Raw genomic sequence first — 23,746 nt, 5'->3', positions numbered from 1 at the left:
CAGAGCCGATTCGGAGAATCTGACCTTGTTGACCGGGCTGCTTTCCCGATTTTCAGTTTGGGCAAAGCCGAGCCCCCTTTTCGGTTCGGTGCGCGGCTTCTTCGGCTTTGAAAGTAACCGTTGGCTATTCGCAACCGAATGGGGGCGGACGGGATCCGTGCAGGTTCCGGTTCGGCTTTCTCGTCGAGTTATTGTATTTCTCTCGCCATGGCTTCCGCCTGTTGCACGACATGTTTGATTGCCTCAGCTTGAAGGTCAGGCGGGAACCCGTGTTTTTTCAGGATCCGTTTCACCGTCACTCGCATCTTTGTGCGGACGTTATCCTTTCTCCACCAGTCCACAGACGCACTGCCGCGCACCGCATTCACGAGCTCGGCGGCAATGACCCGAAGCTCCTCGTTACCCATCAGGTTCAGAGCGCTTTCGCTGCGAGCGAGCGCGTCATAGAACGCGGCCTCCTCCGGAGACAAGCCGTCTGCGGGCTGGTCACGAAGATCTCGCGCCAGGTCCAGCAATTCCTGGATCACTTGTAGCGCATCGATGCTGCGATTGTGGTAGCGTGCGATAGCGTCGCTCAGTTTTGCCGAGAACGCTTCCTTCTTGGCCAAGTTCGTTCGGGTGCGCGAAGCTATCTCTCCGTTTAGAAGCCGTCTCAGCGCCTCGACCGCGAGGTTCTTCTGTCGCACCCCTTTGATCCCGAGCAGGAACGCCTCGTCCAGAACGCCAATGTCGGGCCTGTCGACGCCGCAGGCTTGCAAGATATCGATGACCTCCGTCGATCCGACGGCCCTGTTTATCAGTTGGGAGATTGCGAATTCCGTCTCTTCAATCGCCCGTCCCGCCGGGGTGGCGGCGTCCATCTTGCGGATCGCGCTTTGCACCGCTGCAAAGAAACTCACCTCATCCTTCGCCTCCTCCGCTTCGATCGTGCCTGAAGCGATCCGGAAGGCGGTAATCAGCCGCGACGCGGCGTCCATGAACCGTTTTTTGCTGAGCTTGCGGTTTTCGCCCTCAACCGGCTTGCCGCCCTTGTCCACGACCGGCAACGTCAGCGCGTGCTCGATCGCCACCGGGAGGATACGGATACGATCAGCCGCAGAACCGTTGAGCGCAGCAGGGTAGTCAATCGGGCTGAACATGCAGCGCATTACGTCGAGCGCCGTTTCCAACGCATCGATCGCCTGGCGCTGATCCACGCCGGTTCGGTTCTGATCCGATTCCGAATAATGCGCGAGCGCGTTTTTCAGTTCTGCTGCCAAACCGATATAGTCCACGACCAATCCGGAAGGCTTGTCCCGAAATACCCGGTTCACCCGGGCGATCGCCTGCATAAGCCCGTGCCCTTTCATCGGCTTGTCAACATAGAGCGTATGCATGCATGGCGCGTCGAACCCGGTCAGCCACATGTCGCGAACGATCACCAGCTTGAGCGGGTCGTTGGGGTTGCGATACCGGTTGCGCAGCGCTTCCTGCCTGGATTTGGATCTGATATGCGGCTGGAATTCTGCGGGGTCCTGTGCGGCGCCGGTCATGATCACCTTGACCTGGCCGTCAGCGTCATCGTCTGAACGCCAGTCTGGAAAAATCTTGACGATCCGATCATAGACCTCGACGCAAATCCTTCTGGACATGCAGACGATCATGGCCTTGCCGCCGCCCATCGCTTCGAACCGAGCGTCGAAATGGCGCAAGATGTCTTCAACGACTTTGTCGAGCCGTTCGTCCGCTCCGACCAGCGCCTCGACCCTGCTCCACCGGGATTTCAGCGCGGCGACCGAACGGTCATCCAAATCCGCCCCCGCGTCCTCCGCCTCCTCGACAATGTCAGCGAACTCGTCGTCGATGTCCGCCATGACTGACGCCGAAGGTTTGATTCGAGCGACACGTCCCTCATAGTAGATGGGCACGGTAGCGCCGTCCTGGACGGCCCTGGTCACGTCATAGACGTCTATGTAATCGCCAAACACGGCTTGCGTGTTGGCGCCGACGAGAGAAACCGGTGTGCCGGTGAACCCGACATGCACGGCGTTCGGAAGCGCCTGTCGAAGGTGATGAGCGAAGCCGTATCTGGTTTCTCCGGTCGCGGTGTCAAGTTTCGCCTCGAAGCCGTATTGCGACCTGTGCGCCTCGTCTGCGAATACGATCACGTTGTCCCGATCTGTGAGCAGGCCGAATTCGGTCTCGCCTTTTTTCGGGCGGAACTTCTGGATCGTGGCGAAGATCACCCCGCCCACCTTGCGGTCAAGCCTCTGACGGAGGTCATCGATATCGTCTGCCTGATCCGGCTTTTCGCCGAACAGGGCCGAACAGCGCGAAAATGTCGCAAAAAGCTGGTTATCCAGATCGTTACGGTCGGTGATGACGACCAGAGTCGGGTTGGCGAGCCGCGGGTCACGCATCAGCCGCCCGCCGAGGAACGCCATCAGCAACGACTTGCCCGAGCCTTGCGTGTGCCACATCACCCCGCCGCGCCCGTCACGACCACGCGCGGCAAGAACCGCGGCGACGCCTTTTCGAACGGCATGGAACTGGTGATATCCAGCTATTTTCTTGATCGGGCCTTTACCCTCGTCCTCATAGACGGTGAACCAACGCAGCATTTCCAGTATTGTCTCAGGGGCGAGAAGCCCGCGGACCAGGGTCTGCAACGCCAACGCTGAAACGTCATCGACGACGTTTTCCCCGTCGACCGTGCGCCAGCGCATGAACCTGTCGAAATCGGCAGAGATCGAGCCGTATCGGGCCGTAACGCCCTCGGAGATGACCGAGAAGGCGTTCGTTCGGAACAGATCAGGGATCTGAGACTTGTAGGTTTCGATCTGGTTACAGGCGCCGCGCAAGGTTCCGTTCTCGGTGCCCTTCAGTTCGACCACCACAATCGGCAATCCGTTGAGGAAGATAACGATATCCGGTCGACGGACGGATTTTCCTGCTATTTCAAACTGGCTGACAACCAGCCAGTCGTTTTGCCGATTCTCCCAATCGACAAGCCGGGCAAGATCGGGACGCTGCTCGCCGCCTTCAAACCACGAAACCTTAACGCCGCTGACAAGCGACTCGTGGATGCGGCGGTTTTCCTGAACCATATCCCCGGAAAACGCCGTGTCGCGCAGCGTATTGACCGTATCACGGACCGCATCGTCCGGCAGGCCAGGATTGAGCCGGCGGACCGCCGCTTCCAGGCGCGGCAAAAGGATCGTGTCCCGGTAGCTCTGCCGTAAGGCGTGCGGCGCATCCGGCTCGGTCGCCGCGCCGGACATGAATACGTGACCAAGAGATTGCAGTTCTTCGAGCGCCCAGCTTTCCAGATCCGCTTCGGATGCAAAGGCCATCAGGCGAACTCCTCGTCGTGTGTGAGAATCTGGCGGTTCAGGCGGGCCAGTGGTTCCTTGAATGCGGCTTCAAGCTTGCGGATGTGGGTGGATAGCCAATCCTGCAAATGCCCGCGTTCGCGCAGTTTCAGGTCGGAGAACCGCTTCTGGGTCAGGCGGGAAAGACGGTTTTGTGAGCGATCAACGCGGAACATCAGGCGACCTCCTCGACCAGTTCGCGGGCTTCGCCAACGCGGAGTTCGCCGGACATGAGGCGCGGCAGGAGGGTGTCACGCAGGGCTGCGAGGGTTCTGTTCTCATGGACGCCAGCGACGATACGATCACGCCAAGGCTTCGTGGTCGCGTCATACGCCGATGCGACGATCCCCGGGGGCATCGTGATCTCATAGGCTCCCATGTCCGACCAGTTGGTCCGCGGCATCCGCGTGCCAGAGGAACCGGCGTTGGTATGCTCTACAAATTCATCGGTCGAGATTATCGAAAGCACGAAGCCCGCCCATTCGGGTGTTTTGGGACGCACGACAATGATGTCGGTGGAACATATCCCGTCGACCGGCGCGATGCCTACCTTATGAAAATATGGCCGAAGTTTGCCAAACAGGAAGTCCCCGGCGCACATCCCGGACTTCTGACTGCCGACATCCGCCGCCGTGCCCCAGTCGGGGAGCGTGATCGAGCGCCGGGGCATATGTTCAAGCCCGATATAGGCGGTCTCGGGGCTGATTTGCTCCGGTTTGACGCCATTGCGCGGGTTGACCGCCACGTCAGACAACTTGCCCGAGCGCCACCCCAGCGGCAGCCCGTCATTATCGAAGCTGTCGGGGAACAGCGCGGCGGTGGCGGCGTCCATATGGGCGGGCTGGCCGCCTTCAAGCTTGGCCCAGACCGGGTCGAAATCCACGAACCATGAGCGATAGAGCGCCCGCGCCATCTCCTCCAGCGTGGCCGAGGCCTTGCGGTTCACCTCGATCTTGTCATCTAACCCATCAAGAACAGTGCTGATTTCACGTTGAATTTCAAGCGGCGGAAGTTCGATTTGGATCTGCCGCAGATTCGAAGCTGGTCGTGAAATAGAAGGCACTCCAACCTGCGAAGCGTGAACCATCAAGCGATGATGACCGCAGGGCGCATGGAACCATCTCGTAATAAATGCGGGGTCAGCCAGATCACGATTCACGCGGAGATAAAATTGCCGTTGAGAGATGATATACTGGGCATAGGTTGCGCTTTCGGGAATCAGCGCCACTTGGCCGATTGTTCCGGCATGAGTGAAAATTATATCCCCGGTCTTGACGCAAGAATTTCTTAGTCGCTCAGCGTGTTCCGCTGTTACGTAATTGAAGCCGGGCGCATCGTTTAGCCGGGTGCCGTGGAGATGTTGGCCGCTAATCACTGGCACGCCCTGCGGGACAAACGTCTCGACCTTGATATTGGAGCCGAACGGACCCATTGCGATCTTTTCGGCAATACTTTCGATAGAAACAGTCGGCCAAACGCTCATCCCAATGCCCCCAACCGCTTCTCGATCTCGGCTTCCAGTCGCCGCCCTTCGGCGAAATGCCCGCGCAGCTCGCTCATTAGGCGATCAAACTTCTCCTCGAAGGGCTCGCCGTCCTCCTCCGCAGCCCCAGCACCGACATAGCGGCCCGGGGTCAGGACAAAGCCGTGTTTCTCGATCTCGGCCAGATCGACCGAGGCGCAGAAGCCGGGTTCATCGGCATAGGGCGCCGACACAGGCTCGCCCCGCCAGGCGTGGTAGGTATCGGCGATCTTGGCTATCTCGTCTGGCGACAGCTCCTTTTGCTTGCGCGAGCCGGGCACCAGCGCGCCCATCTTGCGGGCGTCGATGAACAGCACTTCGCCGCGCCGGTCGCGCAGCTTGTGGCCCGCCGCATGGCCGTTCGATTTGTCCTTGGCTAGAATCCACAGGCAGGCCGGGATTTGCGTGCCAAAGAACAACTGCGTCGGCAGCGCAACCATGGCATCAACCGCGCCCTGCTGCACCATCGCGCGGCGGATATCACCTTCGCCCGATTGCATAGACGACATCGAGCCATTGGCCAGCACCACGCCCGCGATCCCATTGGCCGAGAGGTGGTGGTGGATATGCGAGAGCCAGGCGAAGTTCGCGTTCCCCACCGGCGGCGCGCCGAATTTCCAGCGGATATCCTCGCGCAGCCGCTCGCCTTCCCATTCCGAGACGTTGAAGGGCGGGTTGGCGAGGATGAATTCAAACCGCTCATCGGGGAAGGCATCGCGCACCAGAGTGCCTTCGTGGTTCCAGGCGATATTGCCGAAGATCCGCCGCATGGCGAGGTTGACGCGGGCGAGCTTGTAGGTGGTCGGGTTGCTTTCCTGACCATAGACCGCGATGTCGTCGACCCGGCCCTGATGGGCGCGGATGAATTTTTCCGACTGCACGAAGAAGCCGCCGGTGCCGCAGCAGGGGTCGTAGACCCGGCCCGAAACCGGCTCCAGCATCTCAACCAGGACCGAGACGATGGATTTGGGCGTGTAGAACTCGCCGCCGCGCTTGCCCTCGTTCGAGGCGAATTCACCGATGAAATATTCGTAGACGCGGCCGATCAGATCGAAGTCATGGCTGGTGCCGTCGAGGGTGAGGTCGTTTGTGAAAAGCTCGATCAGACCCGAGACGACATCGCGTGACAGTTCGGCCCGACCGTAGACTTTGGGCAGCGCGTCCTTCAGCGTCTCGTTGCTGCGCTCGATCTCGCGCATGGCGTTGTCGACCTGAATCCCGATGTCGGACGACTTTGCGGTCTCCGCCAAGCTGTCCCAGCGGGCAGGCTCGGGCACCCAGAACACGTTTTCGGCGGCGTATTCCTCGGGGTCGTCAGCATCGGCGAGGTCGTCGGCCAGGAATTCGGCCCGCTTGGCCTCGAACGCGGCAGAAACGTAGCGCAAGAACAGAAGGCCGAGCGCGACATACTTGTATTCGCCAGGATCCATTTTGCCGCGCATCTTGTCGGCAGCCGCGAAAAGGGTTTTCTCAATCTGTTTCGCTTCGGTCATTATTCCTCACCTGGCACGGACCTTAGCCGGAGTTGCGTCAATACCGCCCCTGATCGCCGGCATCAAACCGGCTCTAGTCGCTGATACGTTGATCAATCAAGATAAATATATGTCGCATCACTCACTTAGGCCCCTGTTCGCGATGCGAACAGGTCAGGCGTAGCGTTCAGCGTTTTCTTCGCAGTGCTTCAGGACGACTGCAATCCAGCTATCGAACCATACCCAAGCGCCCTCGTAATCCCCGGCGCATCCGAAGCCCTTCTCAGGCCGCTTGGCGTCCAGCTTTTTCCACAGCAGGCCATGCTCCCGTTTGGTGAAACGCGGGAACCCCGAGGCCTGGATCTTCGACACCACCTTCATCGCCGGGTAGCGGTTCTTGCTCACCTCCTTGAAGATGATCTTCTCAACCTCTGCCGCCTCGGGGCTGCCCGAATCGACGATCTGCACCGCGAGATCAGCCGCCCCGGCCCGCTTGGCCGCGACCGGCACGAAACCGTAGGTGATGCGATAGGCCGGGTCGCGCTTTTGATCGTCGGTCAGCCCGTTCTCGAACGCGTTTATGACGCTCTCGACATGCGGAGGCAGACCGGAGGCGGATTTCAGCGCCGATCTTTGCGCGGCGTCGAACGACACGAACTGCAACGCGATGGGTAGCCGCTTCTCAAGCCCGAACCCGGGGCCGAACTCGGATCTGAGAACGTGATTGAAGTTCAGCGCACAGGCCTGAAGCTTGGCGCCCAGCGACTCGTCGATACGACTGGTCATGCGGTGCTCGATCTCGTGCCGGATCTCAAGCAGGAAGCGGATATTCGTGGCAACCCCGCCCGTGGCCGGGCATCTAGGATGGTCGAGACACTTCTTCAGGTCCCAGTATCGCTCCTCGCCACCCCTCGTCCGACTGTCGGGATACCGATAATCGATGCCTTCGCGTCGGAACCAGGCGTGCAGCAGATAGGTCCAGCCGATCATGGCGGTGACGATGAAGAGTTCGGCCCTGAAGGTCAGGCCCGCGCCGTTGAATGTATGAACGGCGGCGATCATCGCCTCGCGCGCCTTTATGAGCAGCTCGTCGCCCCGCCGGTTAAGGCCGGTCTCGGGGTCATGATCCGGCCAGGCGCTGATGAATGCGTCCAGCTCCTCTGCCGTCGCGGCCCTGACTGCCTTGTGCTTTTCGTCTTTTCGGATCTCGCCTATCAGGCGATGATTGACCGAGCGGCTGGGCCGGGTGAACCAGGCGAGGATGTCCTGCTCATTGCCGAACTCCGACTTCCGCGCCAGCATCGCCTTGACGATGGCCACCTCCCAGCGGGCAAGCGTGTTGCCTCGGCGCCTCCTCACGCGCCTCTCGTCAACCTCGCCTTGTGCGGCCTTCTCTTCGCCCATCTGCCCTGCTCCTGATGTTCCATCCGAAACATAGACTTGCGGCAAGGAAAGAGAAGGCTTGGCTCAGCAATCTCGTTGAGGGAGGCGAGTGGTCAACCTTTAAGGGCAAGAATGGACAACTCGCCTTCCGGAATGGCCAATTTATGGGTTACGCTACATGTATTCTTCTTCTGCCTCAGCTACACCCCGACGTTCCGCCGCAGGTATTGCACTTCATGCAGGTGCCATTGCGCACCAGCGTGTAATTGCCGCATTCGCCGCAAGGATCGCCCTCATAGCCCTGCATCTTGGCCTTGGTGCGCGCGTCCATGCCGGTCGCAGTGACCGCGGCCACCTGATAGCTGGCCGCCGCCTCGGCCATGCCGGTCGAGACCGCCGCCGTCGAGACCCCGCCCTGCAGGACCATCAGCTCCTGCGGCAGGCGCTTGCGCAGATAACCGGCGCTGCTGATCTGCTTGAGCATGGTCAGCGATTTCAGCTCGGCCTGATCGCTGACCGGGGCGACATTGGCGCCCTCGGCCTCGCCGCCGCCCAGATCGTCAAAGGCTGCGCCCTGCGGCTTCACATGCGCCAGATCGGTGCGGTCCAGATAGCTGACCGCCAGTTCGCGGAACACATAGTCCAGGATCGAGGTCGCGTTCTTGATGCTGTCATTCCCTTGCACCATGCCCGCCGGCTCGAACCGGGTGAAGGTGAAGGCGTCGACGAATTCCTCCAGCGGCACGCCGTATTGCAGCCCGACCGAAACCGCGATGGCGAAGTTGTTCATCATCGCGCGGAAGCCCGCGCCTTCCTTGTGCATGTCGATGAAGATCTCGCCAAGCGCGCCATCGTCATATTCGCCGGTGCGCAGATAGACCTTGTGACCGCCGACAACTGCCTTTTGCGTATAGCCCTTGCGGCGCTGGGGCAGCTTTTCGCGATGGCTGCGCACGGCCTCCTTGACGATGATCCGCTCGACGATCTTTTCGGCGATGACGGTGGCCTTTTCCTGCGGCGTGCCGCTGGCCAGGATCTCTTCGGCCTCTTCGTCGTCCTCGACCAGCGCGGCGGCCAAGGGCTGGCTCAGCTTGGAGCCGTCGCGGTACAGCGCATTGGCCTTGATGCCCAAGGACCAGCTCAGCTCATAGGCGGCCAGCGCATCGGCGATGGTGGCGCTGTTGGGCATGTTGATGGTCTTGGAGATCGCGCCCGAGATGAAGCTTTGGGCCGCCGCCATCATGCGGATATGGCTGTCCACGGTCAGATAGCGCTTGCCCTTGCGCCCGCAGGGATTGGCGCAGTCAAAGACCGGCAGATGCGCGGGGTCCAGATGCGGCGCGCCTTCCAGCGTCATGGTGCCGCAGACATGATCGTTCGCCGCCTCGATCTGCGCCTTGGTAAAGCCCAGATGCCGCAGCAGGTCAAAGGTCGGGTCGTTCAGCTTTTCGGCCGGAATGCCCAGCGTCTCGCGGCAGAAACTCTCGCCCAAGGTCCACTGGTTGAAGACAAAGCGGATATCAAAGGCCGAGGCCAGCGCCGCATCGACCTTTTCCAGCTCGCGCGGGCCAAAGCCGTGGCCGATCAGGCTGGCATGGTTGATACCGGGGCAATTGCCAAGGCTGGCATGGCCGACGGCATAGGCGACGATTTCCTCGATCTGGGCCGAGCCATAGCCCAGCGTCTCAAGCGCCGAGGGAACCGAGCGGTTGATGATCTTGAAATAGCCGCCGCCCGCCAATTTCTTGAACTTGACCAGCGCGAAATCGGGCTCGATCCCGGTGGTGTCGCAGTCCATCACCAGACCGATGGTGCCGGTCGGCGCGATCACCGTGGCCTGCGCATTGCGATAGCCGTGCTCTTCGCCAAGGCTCAGCGCCTCGTCCCAGGCGCCCTGGGCCAGCGCGACCAGCCGCAGGTCGGGGCAATTGGCCATGTCCAGCTCGACCGGGCGGACGTTCACGTCCTGATAGCTGCCGGTGCCATGGACAGCAGCGCGGTGGTTGCGGATGACGCGCAGCATGTGGCGGGCGTTCTTCTTGTAGCCGGGGAACGGCCCCAGCTCGGCCGCCATCTCGGCCGAGGTCGCATAGGCCACGCCGGTCATGATCGCGGTCAGCGCGCCGCAGACCGCCCGGCCCTCGATGCTGTCATAGCCATAGCCCATGTTCATCAACAGGCCGCCCAGATTGGCGTAGCCCAGACCCAGCGTGCGGAAATCATAGCTGCGCTGCGCGATTTCCTTGCTGGGGAACTGCGCCATCAGCACGCTGATTTCCAGCGTGATGGTCCACAGCCGGCTGGCATGGACATAGCCGTTCGCGTCGAATTCCTCGCCATCCCAGAAACGCAACAGGTTCATCGAGGCCAGATTGCAGGCGGTATCGTCCAGGAACATGTATTCGCTGCAGGGATTGCTGCCGCGGATCGCCCCGTCCTCGGGGCAGGTATGCCAGGCGTTCACGGTGTCATGGAACTGGATGCCCGGATCGGCGCAGGCCCATGCGGCATGGCCGATCTGGTCCCAAAGTTCGCGGGCCGAAACCGTCCGCGCGATCTTGCCATCGGTGCGGCGCACCAGCTCCCACGGCATATCTTCGCGCACGGCGCGCAGGAAGCTGTCGGTCACCCGCACCGAGTTGTTCGAATTCTGCCCCGAGACCGAGATATAGGCTTCCGAGTCCCAATCGGTATCGTAGGTCGGAAACTCAATCGAATCGAATCCCTGCCGCGCATATTGCAGAACCCGGTTGACATAGGTTTCCGGGATCATGGCGCGTTTCGCGGCGCGGATCGCCGATTTCAACGCCGCGTTCCGGGTCGGGTCGGTCGCATCCTCGATGCTGCCATCCCAGCCACGGATCGCGGCGAAGATCTCGTTCAGCTTCTGTTCGTGCATCTTGGAGCCAGCCACCAGCGAGGCGACCTTCTGCTCTTCGATGACCTTCCAGTTGATGAACTGCTCGATGTCGGGGTGATCCATGTCGCAGATCACCATCTTTGCCGCGCGCCGGGTCGTGCCGCCCGATTTGATCGCACCGGCTGCGCGGTCTCCGATCTTCAGAAAGCCCATCAGCCCCGAAGATTTGCCGCCACCCGACAGTTTCTCGCCCTCGCCACGCAGGGACGAAAAATTGGTGCCCGTGCCCGAGCCGTATTTGAACAGCCGCGCCTCACGCACCCACAGGTCCATGATGCCGCCTTCGTTCACCAGATCGTCGCTGACCGACTGGATGAAGCAGGCATGGGGCTGGGGATGCTCATAGGCGCTGTCCGAGCGGACCAGCTTGCCCGACTTGTAATCGACATAGAAATGGCCCTGCCCCGGACCGTCGATACCGTAGGCCCAATGCAGCCCGGTATTGAACCATTGCGGGCTGTTCGGGGCCGCCATCTGCCGCGCCAGCATGTGGCGCATCTCGTCGTAATAGGCGCGGGCGTCGTCTTCCTTGGTGAAATAGCCGCCCTTCCAGCCCCAATAGGCCCAGGCGCCGGCCAGACGGTCAAAAACCTGCCGGGCCGAGACCTCGCCCACGTAACGCGCATCCTCGGGCAGTTTCGCCAGCGCGTCCTCATCAGGGACCGAGCGCCACAGGAATTCGGGCACGCCCTTTTCCTTGATGCGCTTGAGCCGCGCGGGCACGCCCGCCTTGCGGAAGTATTTCTGCGCGATCACGTCCGAGGCGACCTGGCTCCAGCCCTGGGGCACCTCGACCGCATCATTGTGAAAGACGACGCTGCCATCGGGATTGCGGATTTCGCTGGTGGTGGTGGTAAAGGCAAGATTGCCGTAGGCCCCGCCCTCAGCCGTGGTGAAACGCCGTTCGATCCGCATATCCCTGAAGCCCCTCGTTTTTGTCTGGGTGCCGGGGCAAGCGCATGACGCCTCGTCCTGCGCCCTTGGGCGCAAGCCGGGCTGCCCTGCTGGCCGCCCCCGATCACCGTATTTCTGAACCTGTCTGCCGCCGACCGCGCCGCTGGGTGAATATCGTTCATCACACCAAATGTTGTGGCCATGCGGGCTTGTGACACAAACTGCCGTGATATCACGCGCATTTCAACATAAATTTTATCGATCCCGGGGACGGGATTCGGCAGGAAATACCGGCAAAACCTCATGCTGCATCTGCACCGTTAATCCTGGGGACAACTTGCTCTGTGACGAAATTGCGAATGATCCGGCGGATTTCCGCGCAGCAATACACCCGGTTTCCACAGGCTTATCCACAGGGGTAGTTGCGGCTTCGTTCCGGCCCAAAGGGCTCAGGTTTTTTTCGCCTGCGGCAGAATGACGTCCCGGTCGGTCACGATCAGGTCCAGAATCTCGTCCGTAACCTCGGCGGGAATCGCGCGAATCTCTTGCACGCTATAGGAGAATCCAACGGCCGTGACCTGTCCCGTGGCGCGCAAAGCCGCCAGCGTGCGGTCGTAAAAGCCGCCGCCATAGCCCAATCGGTTGCCGGTACGGTCGAAACCGGCCAGCGGCACGATCAGCACATCGGGGCGCAGTTCGGGCGAATCGGCGGGCGGATGGCTGGTGCCGAAACCGCCCGGCTCCAGCCGGCCGTCATAGCGCCGAAAGACCAGCGGTCGCGCCGGACCGATCACGACCGGCAGGCAGACCGGCCCGTCATGCGCCGCCATGGCCGGGCGCGGATCGGCCTCGTCGCGCATCGGCCAGTATCCGGCGAGAACCTTGCCGGCATGGGGCGCCAGCACCGCGACCAGGTTGCGGGTCAGCGTCGCGTCGTCACCGCCCTGCCCGCGCGCCTTCAACGCCGCCTTGCGCAGATCGGACTTCACAGCAGGATCACCGAGGCCAGACCCAGGAAGGTGAAAAAGCCCACCACATCGGTCACCGTGGTCACGAATGTCCCCGAGGCCAGCGCCGGATCCGCCCCGGCCTTTTCCAGCCCCAGCGGGATCAGGATCCCCCCCAGCGCCGCGGCCGACAGATTCACGATCATCGCCATGCCAATCACCAGACTAAGCTTGGGATCGTGGAACCACAGATAGGTCACGATCCCCATGGCCAGCCCGAACAGCACGCCATTCGCCAGCCCCACCGCCATTTCGCGGCGCACGATGCGCAATGTATTGGCCCGGTTCAGGCTTTTCGTCGCCAGACCGCGCACCGCCACAGTCAGCGTCTGGGTGCCCGCGTTCCCGCCCATCGAGGCGACGATGGGCATCAGCACCGCCAGCGCGACCAGCTGGGCGATGGCGCCCTCGAACAGCGCGATGACCGAGGCCGCGACCAGCGCCGTCACGATATTGATGGCCAGCCATGGCACGCGCTGGCGCACGGTCTCGATGACACTGTCGGTGATCGAGCTTTCCAGACCAACCCCCGCCAGACGCAGAATGTCTTCCTCGTGTTCCTCGTCCAGGACGGACATGGCATCGTCGATGGTGATGACGCCGACCAGCCGGTCATGTTCGTCCACCACCGGGGCCGAGATCAGGTGATACTTGTTGAAGGCATGCGCGACATCGCCTTCGTCCTGCATGACCGAGATGGTGCGAAAGCTGTCCTCGGTGATGTCGCGCAGCGCGATATCCCGGCGCGAGGCCAGCAGCCGGCCCAGCGTCACATAGCCGATGGGATGGCGGCGCGGATCGACCAGAATGACGTGATAGAACTGGTCGGGCAGCCATTCCTCGCGGCGCAGAAAGTCGATGGTCTCGCCCACGGTCCAGTATTCGGGCGCGGTCACCACCTCGGATTGCATGAGGCGGCCGGCCGAATATTCGGGATAGGTCAGCGACTGCTCGACCGCGGCGCGGTCGGATTCGTCCAGCGCCGCCAGGATTGCCTGCTGCTCGGGCGCCTCCATGTCCTCGATCAGGTCGACAACATCGTCGCTGTCCATCTCGCGCACGGCCTCGGCCAGCACCTCATGGGGCAGTTGCTCGATGACCTCGTCGCGAATGGCCTCGTCGATCTCGGACAGGATCTCGCCGTCGATCTCGCCTTTATAGAGTTGCAGGAACTCGCGCCGGCGCGCGGGCGTAAGCTGTTCGATCAGGTCGGCGATGTCGGCGGCATGGACCGGGTCCAGCAGCGCGTCCAGCGCCGGGGCGTCATCCTCGTCGATGGCCTTGCCGATGGCTTCCAGATCCTGCTGGCTCAGCCGGAAATCATCCTCGGTCGCGTTGGTTTCAGCGTCGCGCGGCTCGGTCATGGGCTGGCTCCTGTCGGGCGTCTTTACCAATTGCGGCAGGTGGTTCGGCGGCACCATAAGGCCAGCGCGCCGGGGCCTCAATCGCCCTTGTCAGTCTCGTCAGTCTCGTCAGTCTCGGCCGAGAAGGGCCAGCGCCTCGGCATGCAGCTCGGGCGAGCCGGCGGCCAGAATGGTGCCGCCGTCATGGGCGGGACCGCCCCGCCAGTCGGTCACGATGCCGCCCGCCGCCTCGATCACGGCGATGGGGGCAGCAACATCATAGGATTGCAGGCCGGCCTCGATCACCAGATCGACATGACCCGCCGCGAGCAGCGCATAGGCATAGCAATCCAGCCCGTAGCGCACCAGTTGCACGCGCTCGGCCACGCGACGGAAGGCGGCATGCTGGCTTGGAGTACCAACCTCGGGATAGGTGCTCATCAGTGTGGCCTGCGCCAGCCCGATGCCGCGCCGCGTCGCCAAGGGCTGATGCTGGCCGCGCCCGATCAGCGCGGCACGGCCAAAGCCGCCCTCGAAGCGTTCATCCAGATGCGGCTGGTCAATGATGCCATAAACCGGCCCCCGCGCATCGGTGACACCGATCAGCACGCCCCAGCTGGGGGCACCCGACATGAAGGCCCGGGTGCCATCGATCGGGTCAAGAACCCAGGTCAGCCCGCTTTCGCCGGGCTGAGCGCCGTATTCCTCGCCCAGGATCGCGTCCTCGGGGCGTTTTTCGCCCAGAATGCCACGCATGGCGCGCTCGCTCGCGCGATCGGCCTCGGTCACCGGATCGAAGCCGGACACAGCCTTGTTGTCGGGCCGAAGTCCGGGGCTGCGAAACAGCTTCAGCGTCTCGACCCGCGCGGCATCGGCCAGTTCATGGGCCACTGCCGCGATCCGGTCCTGCAATTCGATCGAAAGCCCGTTCCTGTCGCTTGCCATGCCCTGCCCCGCTGTCAAATTTCTGGGGCAGGTTTAGCCGCATGCGGGTGAAAGCGAAAGGCTTTCAGCCGCAGCGCGTGCTTCAGGCGGCGTCCGACAGAACCCGTGCCAGTTCGAAGATCTGACGGCGCTGCGCCTCGGGCATGGCGTAATAGGCACGCACCAATTGCAGCGCCTCTTTGTCGGCCAGAATATCGCCCTCGACCGCATCATGCAGATGTCCGTCGTCCAGCCCTTCAAAGAAGAAGCTGACCGGCACCTCGACCGCCTGGGCAATATCCCAAAGGCGCGAAGCCGAGACGCGGTTCATTCCGGTCTCGTATTTCTGGATCTGCTGAAACTTGATTCCAACTTTTTCGGCAAGCTGCTGCTGGGTCATTCCGATCATCCAGCGGCGATGACGAATACGCTTACCGACATGAACATCGACGTTATGTTTCATGGTAACACCTCACTCAATTTAAAGTGGTGCTACATCAGATTGGCGCAATTTTCGAGCTTGATCGTGACGACCTGACGAAAAAGACAATAGTATGGCGGGTGTCGCGGACGAGAACCTGACTTTGCGCCGCTCTGGAGCGCCCAAACGCAACTTTGACGTGAATCGAGGGAAGCCGCTGTTTTGCAGCGATTCTGTCATGCCGACCCGCAGAGTTCGGGATTCCGGAGCCCGCCGATCGCCGCCAGATCGCGAACAGGGGCCGATTTTCGCCCCAAAGGGGCGGAAACCCGACCAGATCGCATTGAAAATGCCGCCGTCTCTGCCAATATCTGCGTGGATGGTGGGCCGTTCGGGCCGCACCGCGAATTCTGACCGGGGAGTACCCATGCAAGATTACAATACGATCCGCACGGCCGGGACCGCGACGCGCTCGGCTGCCGTGGACGAGGGCCTGCGCGCCTATATGAACAAGGTTTACGGCCTGATGGCTGTGGGCATGCTGGTCACCGCCGGCGCCGCCTGGGGCATGTCGGGCCTGACCCTGTCGGAGGTCCCGACCCAATACGCGCTGGGGAACGGCAAATACCTGACCGAGATCGGCGCCAGCCTGTATCTGTCGCCGCTGAAATGGGTGGTGATGTTCGCGCCGCTGGTCATGGTCTTTGCCTTTGGCGCCGCGCTGAACCGCCTGTCGGTGCAGGCCGCGACGACGCTGTTCTATGCCTTCGCGGCGGTGATGGGCGTTTCGATCAGCTGGATCTTCGTGTCCTATACCTCGTTCTCGATCATCCAGACCTTCCTGGTCACGGCCATCGCCTTTGCCGGTCTGTCGCTTTACGGCTACACGACCAAGCGTGACCTGTCGGGGATGGGCACCTTCCTGATGATGGGCCTGATCGGCCTGATCGTCGCCTCGATCGTGAACATCTTCCTGAAATCCGGCGCCATGCAATTCGCCATCTCGGCGATTGGTGTGCTGATCTTTGCCGGCCTGACCGCCTTTGACACGCAAAACATCAAGAACACCTATCTGCAACTGGCCAATTCCGACCGCGACTTCCTTGGCAAGGCCGCGATCATGGGCGCGCTGCAGCTTTACCTCGACTTCCTGAACCTGTTCATGTTCCTGCTGCAGTTCATGGGGAACAGGGAATAACGCGCAAAGCGATCCGCGCTTCGATTTGGCCCCGCCGGTACAGAACCGGCGGGGCTTTTTCTTTGCCGCGGCGCGAATGTCGCAGTACGGCCGGCCACGTCGCCATTGCTGTTTTGCACGGGCGGAATAATCTGCGGATATTCCAGTTGCGCGCATCCCGCACGCATTCACGCCTTGTGGATCAAGTCAAATGATCGAGTATCTTTACGAGATTTTGCAGACCAGCCAGACGCTGTTCTTTGTCACGTATCTTGCGTGCCTGCTGTTTGCAATCGCATTGGGGCGGCGCGTGGGTCAGCACCGGCGCAAGGTGATCGGCGACCGCGCCGATGAGGGGGCCAATCTGGTCGTTGGCAGCCTGCTGGGTCTGATGGCCTTCGTGCTGGCGCTCAATCTCTCGGCTGCGACCTCGCGCTATGAAATGCGGATGGGTGCGACCCTGGAAGAGGTCAACGCCATCGGCACCGCGATGATGCAGGCCGGTGCGGTGGGGGGCGATCAGGCTGAAAGCATCGCGGCCGATCTGGGGCAATATCTGCAACTGCGCTATCGCTATGTGCGGGCGACCCGGCTCACCGGCGAAATCCAGGATATCAACGCCCAGACGAATGCGCTGCAGAACAAGATCTGGGCGGATGTCACGCGGCGCGTTCAGGAAAGCCAGACGCCGGCGACCAGTTCGATGATGAATGCCGTCAACAACGCCTTCGATTCCTCGACCGCGATGCGGCTGGCGATGGAATACCGGATGCCGCTGCAGGTGATCGGACTGCTGTTGCTGATGAGCGTGCTGGGCGCGGCGGCGGTCGGCTATCAGTTTGGCCTGACCCAGCGCAAGGGACGTTGGCCGGGCATCCTGCTTTCGATATTGTGGTGCGTGGTGGTGACCGAGATCATCGATATCGGCTCGGCCCGGATCTGGGCGTTCCGGACCGATACCCGGGTCTATGAATGGTCGATGGAAAGCGCGGGGATCCCCCTGCCGCCCGATGTCGAATAGCGCGGCGACCACCCCGTCCCGCATCGCCGCAACCGATCGGGGCCGGAGCCCCGATCATGACGCGCGATCGGGCCGCCAGAGCGCCCGTTACGCGGCCTGAAGGTTTTCGGCGCTTGCAACCGCCAGCTCGGCCATGCGCAAGATCGCCTCGCGGCTGTCGGCGACGGCGATGAACCGTCCATTGTGGCAGAACCTTGCCCCCCTGACACCCGACGCCTCTTCCAGGGCTGCATCGGTCAGGCCTGCCCAGGCCTCCGGCAGATCGGCGCGCAGGGCAAAGCCGTCCTCGTCACGGCGGATGCCGGTCAGGGTCCAGTCGGTGTCGCGCGGGTGGATGACGAAAAGCAGCTGGTCGGCCCCGGCTTTGACCACCGCCGAACGGAAGGGCATACCCATCGGCAGCTCAAGGATCCGGCCTTCGCCCGCGGCTGCGATTGCCGCCAGAACCATGCCTTCGGCCCGACGCTTTGCGGCCTTGTGGGCAATCGCGGCCTCGACGAAGGCGCGGGCGACCGACAGCGCAAGCCCGAAGGCGCGATCATCGGCATCGGGGGCGCGGTCATCGAAGACCGGCTTCAGGCTTTCAAGCAGCATCGGCAGGGTCAGGTCGGCCAGCAACGGACCGGCCGCCGCCGGGTTCAGCGCACCATTGTCCATCAGATCCACCGGCAGCACGAAATCGCTGTCGAACGCGGCGTGGATGCCTTCGACATCGGGCTTGGGCACATCCAGCGCGGACAGATAGTCGCGGCCGAAATGATGCCAGACCAGGCCGAACGAGCTGTAGGGCTGGCCGTCCGGACGCAGCGGCGCGTCCTTCTGATGGTGGTCGAAAATCTGGCGGCCGGCATCGTAGTCGCGGCCAACGTCATAGATCACCCGATCGGCGGCGGGGGTAAGCCAATCCGCGTCGCGCGTGCGGATCAGGCGGGCCTTTGGGTAAAGGCGCGTCAGGACGACCGAGGACAGCAGCTCATCGGCATGGAAACCGCCGGAATGGGTGATCAGAAAGTCGATGGCCATCTGCGGTCTCCGGAAAAAGAGATGACCGCCCGGCGGGCGGTCACGGAAATCTGGCACCTTGCGGGGCCCGTGCTGGAAACCGGACGAGGCTTGCGGATCACGCGAAACCGCCCCGGTCGGGCAAGCCGCATCAATGTGTCCAGGGCGCCCGACGGTCGGTGGCGAAATTCTCGCCATAGCCGCGGGGGCGGATATTGGCGGCGCGGGCATGGGGCTCGGTCACCTCAAAATCCAGTCCCATCTCGCGCGCGTAATCCTCGGCCTGCTTGCGGGTCTCGAAGCGCAGGCGGACCTGGCTTTGGGTGTCGTCGCTGCTGGTCCAGCCCATCAGCGGGTCGATCTCGCGCGCATCGGCGGCGGGATAGACCAGCACCCATTCCTTGGTGCGCGCGATGCCCGATTGCATGGCGTTGCGGGCAGGCTTGTAGATGCGGACTCGCATGGCGGGAACCCTCTGTTCTTGCTTGGCGTGTTATCCCCGATGGCGCGGCCCGGATCAAGACGGGGCATTGCCGCAGCGCGCGTTTTTCACCCCCGCCATGGCGCGAATGCATCGCGAAGGGCTTGCATCACGTCCCGAAAGCGCCAGATTGAGGGCCAGAACAAAGGTGAAACCATGGGCCATAACAATACCGGCGCCCCCGTCGCCCGCTTTCCCGAGGTGACCCGCCCCAAGCTTGAGGGCGGCAAGCGTTTCGTCATGCATTCCGAGTTCCAGCCCGCCGGCGACCAGCCCACCGCCATTGCCGAACTAGCGCAGGGCGTCAGGGATGGCGAGCGCGATCAGGTGCTTCTGGGCGCCACCGGCACCGGCAAGACCTATACCATGGCCAAGGTGATCGAAGAGACGCAGCGCCCGGCCATCATCCTTGCCCCGAACAAGACCCTGGCCGCACAATTATACGGCGAATTCAAGGGGTTTTTCCCGGAAAATGCGGTAGAGTATTTCGTCAGCTACTACGACTATTACCAGCCCGAGGCCTATGTGCCGCGCTCTGACACCTATATCGAGAAGGAATCCCAGATCAACGAGGCCATCGACCGGATGCGCCACTCGGCCACGCGGGCGCTGTTGGAACGCGATGACGTGATCATCGTGGCTTCGGTCAGCTGCATCTATGGCATCGGCTCGGTCGAGACCTATTCGGCGATGACCCAGGACATGATCGTCGGCCAGCTCTACGATCAGCGCGAATTCCTGGCCGAGCTGGTCGCCCAGCAATATCGCCGCCTTGACGCCGCCTTCCAGCGCGGCGGCTTCCGTGTGCGCGGCGATGTGGTCGAGGTCTGGCCCGCCCACCTCGAGGATCGCGCCTGGCGCTTTGACTTCTTCGGAAACGAGCTTGAATCTATTACGGAATTCGACCCTCTGACCGGGGCCAAGACCGACAGTTTCAAGCAGATCCGCATCTATGCCAACAGCCATTACGTGGCGCCGCGCCCGACCATGCAGCAGGCCACCAAGGGCATCCGCGCCGAATTGCAGACCCGGCTGAAACAGTTCAACGACGAGGGCAAGCTGCTGGAAGCCCAGCGGCTGGAACAGCGCACGAATTTCGACCTGGAAATGCTTGAGGCAACCGGCGTCTGCAACGGCATCGAGAACTATTCGCGCTATCTGACCGGCCGCGCGCCTGGCGAGCCGCCGCCGACGCTTTTCGAGTTCATCCCGGACAATGCCATTGTTTTCGCGGATGAATCCCATGTCAGCGTGCCGCAGATCGGCGGCATGTATCGCGGCGACTTCCGGCGCAAATCGACGCTGGCCGAGCATGGTTTCCGCCTGCCGAGCTGCATGGACAACCGGCCGCTGAAATTCGAGGAATGGGACGCCATGCGCCCGCAATCGGTCTTTGTCAGTGCCACGCCCGCGCAATGGGAAATGGACCAAAGCGGCGGCGTCTTTACCGAACAGGTCATCCGCCCCACCGGGCTGATCGACCCGCAGATCGAGATCCGCCCGGTCGAGATGCAGGTGGACGACCTGCTGGACGAGGTGCGCAAGGTCGCCGCCGCCGGCTATCGCACCCTGGTCACCACGCTGACAAAACGCATGGCCGAGGACCTGACCGAATACCTGCATGAACAGGGCATCCGCGTGCGCTACATGCATTCCGACATCGACACGATCGAGCGGATCGAGATCCTGCGCGACCTGCGGCTGGGCGCATTCGACGTCCTGGTCGGCATCAACTTGTTGCGCGAAGGTCTTGATATTCCTGAATGCGGCCTTGTCGCCATTCTGGATGCCGACAAAGAGGGCTTCCTGCGTTCGGAAACCTCGCTGATCCAGACCATCGGCCGCGCGGCGCGCAATGCCGAGGGCCGCGTCATCATGTATGCTGACAAGATCACCGGCAGCATGCAGCGCGCCATGGCCGAGACCGAGCGTCGCCGCGACAAGCAACAGGCCTATAACGAGGTTCATGGCATCACCCCGCAGACCGTGCGCAAGAATGTCGATGACGTTCTGGCCGGGCTTTGGCAGGGCGATACCGATCAGGCGCGGATCACCACCAAGCTGGACCGGCCGATGGTCGGCGCGAACCTTGCCGCGCATCTGGACGGCTTGCGCGCGCAGATGCGAAAGGCTGCCGAGAATCTGGAATTCGAAGAGGCGGCAAGGCTGCGCGACGAGGTCAAGCGGCTTGAGGCGGTCGAGCTGGCGGTGGCTGACGATCCGCTGGCCCGGCAATCGGCCATCGACGAGGCCGCCGAGGCGGCCGTCAACGCCTCGGGCCGCTCCAGCGCGGGGCGGGCCGGGCAGCGCGGCGGCAACAAGCGATCCAGGCGACAGCGCTGATATTCCAGATGATCCGACCTGTCCAAACTGACAGGCGAGGCCGGTTTCCTTTTATGCGAAACTGGCGCTGTCGCATGACGCTCAGCTGATTTTGGAGGTTATTATGTCCGTTCTCGCGATGGATCCCGATACACTTCAACTGGATCCCGAGGTTGCAAAGGCTGTTGGAAAGAGCGCATCAGAATCTTATCGCAACAAGCAGCCATATCCCTATGGCGGATTTGATGATTTTCTGCCGCCAGAGATTCTGGACCGGGTCATTTCGGAACTGCAGGCGCTGCCCGAGGCTGAAACCAGCTTTAACCGTCCGCAGGAAAAGCTGAAGACCAGTTACGTGCCTGAGCGGCTGCCCCCGTATACGAGAAATCTGTTTTATGTCCTGAACTCAAGGCCATTCGTGCAATTTCTTGAAAACCTGACCGGCATCAAGGGGCTGATCCCGGATCCCTATTTTGCTGGTGGCGGTGTCCATGTCGTCGGGAATGGCGGCCATCTGGATATTCACGCCGACTTCAATCACAACGCTATATTGAATCTTGAAAGACGTCTTAACGTTCTGATTTATTTAAACAAAAATTGGAGCAAGGACTTTGGTGGCTCATTCGAGATCTGGAACCACGAGATGACCGAGATGGTCGAGAGCTTTGTCCCCCAGTTCAACCGGATGGTTTGCTTCAACACCGGTTCGACCACATGGCATGGCAATCCGACTCCGGTGAATCACCCCGAGGGAAAACCGCGCATGTCGCTGGCGCTGTATTATTATACCGCAACATGGGATGGCACGAAACGCTCGCATACGACGCTGTTCAAGCCGCGCCCGGGCAGCATTGACCAGGCGGATCGCGAGACCCGGCGCAACGAGCTTTTGCAGGATATCGTCCCGCCGATCATGTATCGGCGTCTGATCGGCCCGCTGCGCCGGTTGGGGTTCTGAGGCCTAGCCGCAGGTCACACGCAGCAGCTTGCCGCTCCGGTCATATTCGAAGTTCAGCCGTTTGAGCGAGAAATCCGAGGTGACGGGATCGCCGGTGCGATAGGTGCGATAAGGCGTGCCCTCGGCGACCCTGATCGTTGGGTTGGTCTGACCGACCAGACCGGCATAACCCGCAGCGCCACAGCTATCGACGCTGGTGGTGCCGTCGGCATTGGTGACCTCTTCGCCCAGGACGGCATCGCGGCCGCCCGGCGCATCGGCACAGGCGGCCAGCAGCAACGGCGCCGACAAGATCAAGGGCATAAACGATTTCATCGCGGAATATCTCCTGTTAGCAAACATCGTGGACAAAACCCGCTGCAGCGCCGCGGGTTCCGCGCCGGCCGGACTGCAACCTGAGGATCGGCGAAACCTAGCCGAGACGGCCCAGAACCTCGTCGAGAAGCGCCTCGATCTCGGCGCGGGCGGTGGTATTGCGCGCGCTTTCGCCCGCGCCCTGCCCCTGCCCCAGCGATTCCGCATAGGCCACCCGGTTCGCCAGCTGCGCATCCGCCACCTCGGCGCCCAGATCGGCGGCGCCCTGGGCCACCTCGCCGGTCAGGCGGGTATGGGCGCGGGTACGGTTCAGGACGATCAGCGTGTCGCATTTCTCGCGCCGGGCCAGATCCAGCACGCCCTCGGTCGCCCAGAGATCCACCTGGCTTGTCGCCACCGGCACCACGACCAGATCGGCCACCCGCAAGGCCGGGCGCAGATCGCTGTCGATCTTGGGGGGCGTGTCGATGATGACGTAGTCGAAGCGCTTTTTCAGCTTTTCGGATTCGTAGCTGGCCCCCCAGGCCGAGGAGGTGCCGAATTCCAGCGCCTCATCCTCGCCCCGCCGTTCCAGCCGCTCCAGATACCAGCGCCCCATGCTGCCCTGCGGATCAGTGTCCAGAAGCGCCACCGACTGCCCCCGTCCGCGCAGCGCCACCGCCAGATTTACCGCCACCGTAGTCTTTCCCGAGCCGCCCTTTTGCTGGGCGACGGTGATTACCCGTCCTGCCATGTCCCCCTCCGTTCCGGTCTGCGCCAGTCTGTTTCACAGGCAGACTAGGCAGTATATGCGGGTAATGCACGGCTTTTTCGCAACCGCAGCATGCGCTGCGACATCAGCGCTGCCAGGTGTCGATGACCTCGTACATCACCGGCTCGAAATGGCGGCACATCGAGTGGATGACGCGGTTCCTTTCGCGCATTTCAGCGCTGCGCAGCATCGCCTGATAGTCGCGCCGGTCGCGCCATTGCGAATAGGTGGCGATGCGGGTCTGGGCGTCGTTCAGGTGGATCGCGCCCGAGACATAGCCCGGCTGGCGGCTGATGACCTGATCATAGGCCTCTGCCAGCGCGTCGACCACGTCCTGCGCAGATCCGGGGGTGACGTCAAAGGTGCAGATCACGGTCTGACCATCGAAATCCTTGCTGATGCGGGTCATGGCGGGGCCTCCTGCTTGCCTGGCTTCACATCAAGCTTACGACGAAGCCGCGCAGGTTGCAGCGATTTTCCTGC

Annotated in this window: 19 protein-coding genes; 4 read left to right on the top strand and 15 right to left on the bottom strand. The window is 62.1% G+C overall.

Annotated features, from left to right (window positions below; translation table 11 throughout):
• Positions 1–188: 188 nt before the first annotated feature.
• The 10 genes from DFP89_RS01215 to DFP89_RS01170 form a co-directional block, all read right to left on the bottom strand.
• Positions 189–3,332, bottom strand: coding sequence for a type I restriction endonuclease subunit R (locus DFP89_RS01215; protein ID WP_114347555.1), 3,144 nt, complete (start codon positions 3,330–3,332; stop codon positions 189–191).
• Positions 3,332–3,526: a hypothetical protein gene (locus tag DFP89_RS01210; protein WP_114347554.1), complete on the bottom strand. Its 195-nt coding sequence runs from the start codon at positions 3,524–3,526 to the stop codon at positions 3,332–3,334. The genes DFP89_RS01215 and DFP89_RS01210 overlap by 1 nt, the downstream gene beginning before the upstream one ends.
• Positions 3,526–4,833, bottom strand: a complete 1,308-nt coding sequence (locus DFP89_RS01205) for a restriction endonuclease subunit S (protein WP_114347553.1) — start codon at positions 4,831–4,833, stop codon at positions 3,526–3,528. The genes DFP89_RS01210 and DFP89_RS01205 overlap by 1 nt, the downstream gene beginning before the upstream one ends.
• Positions 4,830–6,365, bottom strand: coding sequence for a type I restriction-modification system subunit M (locus DFP89_RS01200; RefSeq protein ID WP_114347552.1), 1,536 nt, complete (start codon positions 6,363–6,365; stop codon positions 4,830–4,832). The genes DFP89_RS01205 and DFP89_RS01200 overlap by 4 nt, the downstream gene beginning before the upstream one ends.
• A gap of 153 nt (positions 6,366–6,518) precedes the next feature.
• Positions 6,519–7,748 (bottom strand): DUF3644 domain-containing protein, encoded by a 1,230-nt coding sequence (locus DFP89_RS01195; RefSeq protein ID WP_114347551.1) that lies wholly within the window; start codon positions 7,746–7,748, stop codon positions 6,519–6,521.
• A 175-nt stretch (positions 7,749–7,923) separates the two neighbouring features.
• Positions 7,924–11,562 carry a vitamin B12-dependent ribonucleotide reductase gene (locus tag DFP89_RS01190; RefSeq protein ID WP_114347550.1) on the bottom strand — a complete coding sequence of 1,213 codons (3,639 nt, stop codon included), beginning with the start codon at positions 11,560–11,562 and terminating at the stop codon, positions 7,924–7,926.
• Positions 11,563–11,990: 428 nt separating this feature from the next.
• Positions 11,991–12,530, bottom strand: a complete 540-nt coding sequence (locus DFP89_RS01185; protein WP_245948558.1) for a 5-formyltetrahydrofolate cyclo-ligase — start codon at positions 12,528–12,530, stop codon at positions 11,991–11,993.
• A complete protein-coding gene (mgtE, locus tag DFP89_RS01180; RefSeq protein WP_114347549.1) occupies positions 12,527–13,912 on the bottom strand; it encodes a magnesium transporter in 1,386 nt (461 codons plus the stop codon). Before mgtE ends, DFP89_RS01185 begins: the two co-directional genes overlap by 4 nt.
• A 108-nt stretch (positions 13,913–14,020) precedes the next feature.
• Entirely contained in the window at positions 14,021–14,836 is an 816-nt protein-coding gene (locus DFP89_RS01175; protein ID WP_114347548.1) for an inositol monophosphatase family protein, read from the bottom strand.
• 82 nt (positions 14,837–14,918) lie between these two features.
• Positions 14,919–15,278: a helix-turn-helix domain-containing protein gene (locus DFP89_RS01170; protein WP_114347547.1), complete on the bottom strand. Its 360-nt coding sequence runs from the start codon at positions 15,276–15,278 to the stop codon at positions 14,919–14,921.
• Between the two features lie 385 nt (positions 15,279–15,663).
• Between DFP89_RS01170 and DFP89_RS01165 the strand changes: the two genes are divergently transcribed.
• On the top strand, positions 15,664–16,434 hold the full coding sequence (locus DFP89_RS01165) for a Bax inhibitor-1/YccA family protein (RefSeq protein WP_114347546.1): 771 nt from the start codon (positions 15,664–15,666) through the stop codon (positions 16,432–16,434).
• 190 nt (positions 16,435–16,624) lie between these two features.
• Positions 16,625–17,434: a hypothetical protein gene (locus DFP89_RS01160; RefSeq protein ID WP_114347545.1), complete on the top strand. Its 810-nt coding sequence runs from the start codon at positions 16,625–16,627 to the stop codon at positions 17,432–17,434.
• Positions 17,435–17,521: 87 nt separating this feature from the next.
• Here the strand turns inward: DFP89_RS01160 and DFP89_RS01155 are convergent, their stop codons facing one another.
• Positions 17,522–18,457 (bottom strand): MYG1 family protein, encoded by a 936-nt coding sequence (locus DFP89_RS01155; protein WP_114347544.1) that lies wholly within the window; start codon positions 18,455–18,457, stop codon positions 17,522–17,524.
• 130 nt (positions 18,458–18,587) lie between these two features.
• Positions 18,588–18,899, bottom strand: a complete 312-nt coding sequence (locus DFP89_RS01150; RefSeq protein WP_114347543.1) for an ETC complex I subunit — start codon at positions 18,897–18,899, stop codon at positions 18,588–18,590.
• 174 nt (positions 18,900–19,073) lie between these two features.
• Here DFP89_RS01150 and uvrB point away from each other — a divergent pair, with 174 nt between their 5' ends.
• Complete coding sequence (gene uvrB / locus DFP89_RS01145) at positions 19,074–21,260, top strand: excinuclease ABC subunit UvrB (protein ID WP_114347542.1); 2,187 nt, start codon at positions 19,074–19,076, stop codon at positions 21,258–21,260.
• Between the two features lie 103 nt (positions 21,261–21,363).
• Positions 21,364–22,197, top strand: a complete 834-nt coding sequence (locus tag DFP89_RS01140; protein ID WP_114347541.1) for a 2OG-Fe(II) oxygenase — start codon at positions 21,364–21,366, stop codon at positions 22,195–22,197.
• Positions 22,198–22,200: 3 nt separating this feature from the next.
• Here DFP89_RS01140 and DFP89_RS20230 read toward each other — a convergent pair whose 3' ends face one another.
• From DFP89_RS20230 to DFP89_RS01125, 3 genes are all read right to left on the bottom strand, one after another.
• A complete protein-coding gene (locus DFP89_RS20230) occupies positions 22,201–22,512 on the bottom strand; it encodes an I78 family peptidase inhibitor (RefSeq protein WP_181870206.1) in 312 nt (103 codons plus the stop codon).
• Positions 22,513–22,609: 97 nt separating this feature from the next.
• The gene (parA, locus tag DFP89_RS01130) at positions 22,610–23,245 is read right to left on the bottom strand and encodes a ParA family partition ATPase (RefSeq protein ID WP_114347539.1); all 636 of its coding nucleotides are present in this window, start codon (positions 23,243–23,245) and stop codon (positions 22,610–22,612) included.
• A gap of 103 nt (positions 23,246–23,348) precedes the next feature.
• Entirely contained in the window at positions 23,349–23,672 is a 324-nt protein-coding gene (locus DFP89_RS01125; RefSeq protein ID WP_114347538.1) for an antibiotic biosynthesis monooxygenase family protein, read from the bottom strand.
• Between the last annotated feature and the right edge of the window lie 74 nt (positions 23,673–23,746).

It is taken from the genome of Paracoccus lutimaris (genome assembly GCF_003337565.1).
Lineage (GTDB): Bacteria > Pseudomonadota > Alphaproteobacteria > Rhodobacterales > Rhodobacteraceae > Paracoccus > Paracoccus lutimaris.
The sequence above is the reverse complement of the archived record's forward strand: the minus strand, read 5'-3'. Positions and strand labels throughout refer to the sequence as shown.

Bases quoted from the DNA above. Each gene is read 5' to 3' on its own strand.
- DFP89_RS01215 (WP_114347555.1), bottom strand. From the start codon at position 3,332: ATGGCCTTTGCATCCGAAGCGGATCTGGAAAGCTGGGCGCTCGAAGAA.
- DFP89_RS01210 (WP_114347554.1), bottom strand. From the start codon at position 3,526: ATGTTCCGCGTTGATCGCTCACAAAACCGTCTTTCCCGCCTGACCCAG.
- DFP89_RS01205 (WP_114347553.1), bottom strand. From the start codon at position 4,833: ATGAGCGTTTGGCCGACTGTTTCTATCGAAAGTATTGCCGAAAAGATC.
- DFP89_RS01200 (WP_114347552.1), bottom strand. From the start codon at position 6,365: ATGACCGAAGCGAAACAGATTGAGAAAACCCTTTTCGCGGCTGCCGAC.
- DFP89_RS01195 (WP_114347551.1), bottom strand. From the start codon at position 7,748: ATGGGCGAAGAGAAGGCCGCACAAGGCGAGGTTGACGAGAGGCGCGTG.
- DFP89_RS01190 (WP_114347550.1), bottom strand. From the start codon at position 11,562: ATGCGGATCGAACGGCGTTTCACCACGGCTGAGGGCGGGGCCTACGGC.
- mgtE (WP_114347549.1), bottom strand. From the start codon at position 13,912: ATGACCGAGCCGCGCGACGCTGAAACCAACGCGACCGAGGATGATTTC.
- DFP89_RS01175 (WP_114347548.1), bottom strand. From the start codon at position 14,836: ATGGCAAGCGACAGGAACGGGCTTTCGATCGAATTGCAGGACCGGATC.
- DFP89_RS01170 (WP_114347547.1), bottom strand. From the start codon at position 15,278: ATGAAACATAACGTCGATGTTCATGTCGGTAAGCGTATTCGTCATCGC.
- DFP89_RS01165 (WP_114347546.1), top strand. From the start codon at position 15,664: ATGCAAGATTACAATACGATCCGCACGGCCGGGACCGCGACGCGCTCG.
- DFP89_RS01160 (WP_114347545.1), top strand. From the start codon at position 16,625: ATGATCGAGTATCTTTACGAGATTTTGCAGACCAGCCAGACGCTGTTC.
- DFP89_RS01155 (WP_114347544.1), bottom strand. From the start codon at position 18,457: ATGGCCATCGACTTTCTGATCACCCATTCCGGCGGTTTCCATGCCGAT.
- DFP89_RS01150 (WP_114347543.1), bottom strand. From the start codon at position 18,899: ATGCGAGTCCGCATCTACAAGCCTGCCCGCAACGCCATGCAATCGGGC.
- uvrB (WP_114347542.1), top strand. From the start codon at position 19,074: ATGGGCCATAACAATACCGGCGCCCCCGTCGCCCGCTTTCCCGAGGTG.
- DFP89_RS01140 (WP_114347541.1), top strand. From the start codon at position 21,364: ATGTCCGTTCTCGCGATGGATCCCGATACACTTCAACTGGATCCCGAG.
- DFP89_RS20230 (WP_181870206.1), bottom strand. From the start codon at position 22,512: ATGAAATCGTTTATGCCCTTGATCTTGTCGGCGCCGTTGCTGCTGGCC.
- parA (WP_114347539.1), bottom strand. From the start codon at position 23,245: ATGGCAGGACGGGTAATCACCGTCGCCCAGCAAAAGGGCGGCTCGGGA.
- DFP89_RS01125 (WP_114347538.1), bottom strand. From the start codon at position 23,672: ATGACCCGCATCAGCAAGGATTTCGATGGTCAGACCGTGATCTGCACC.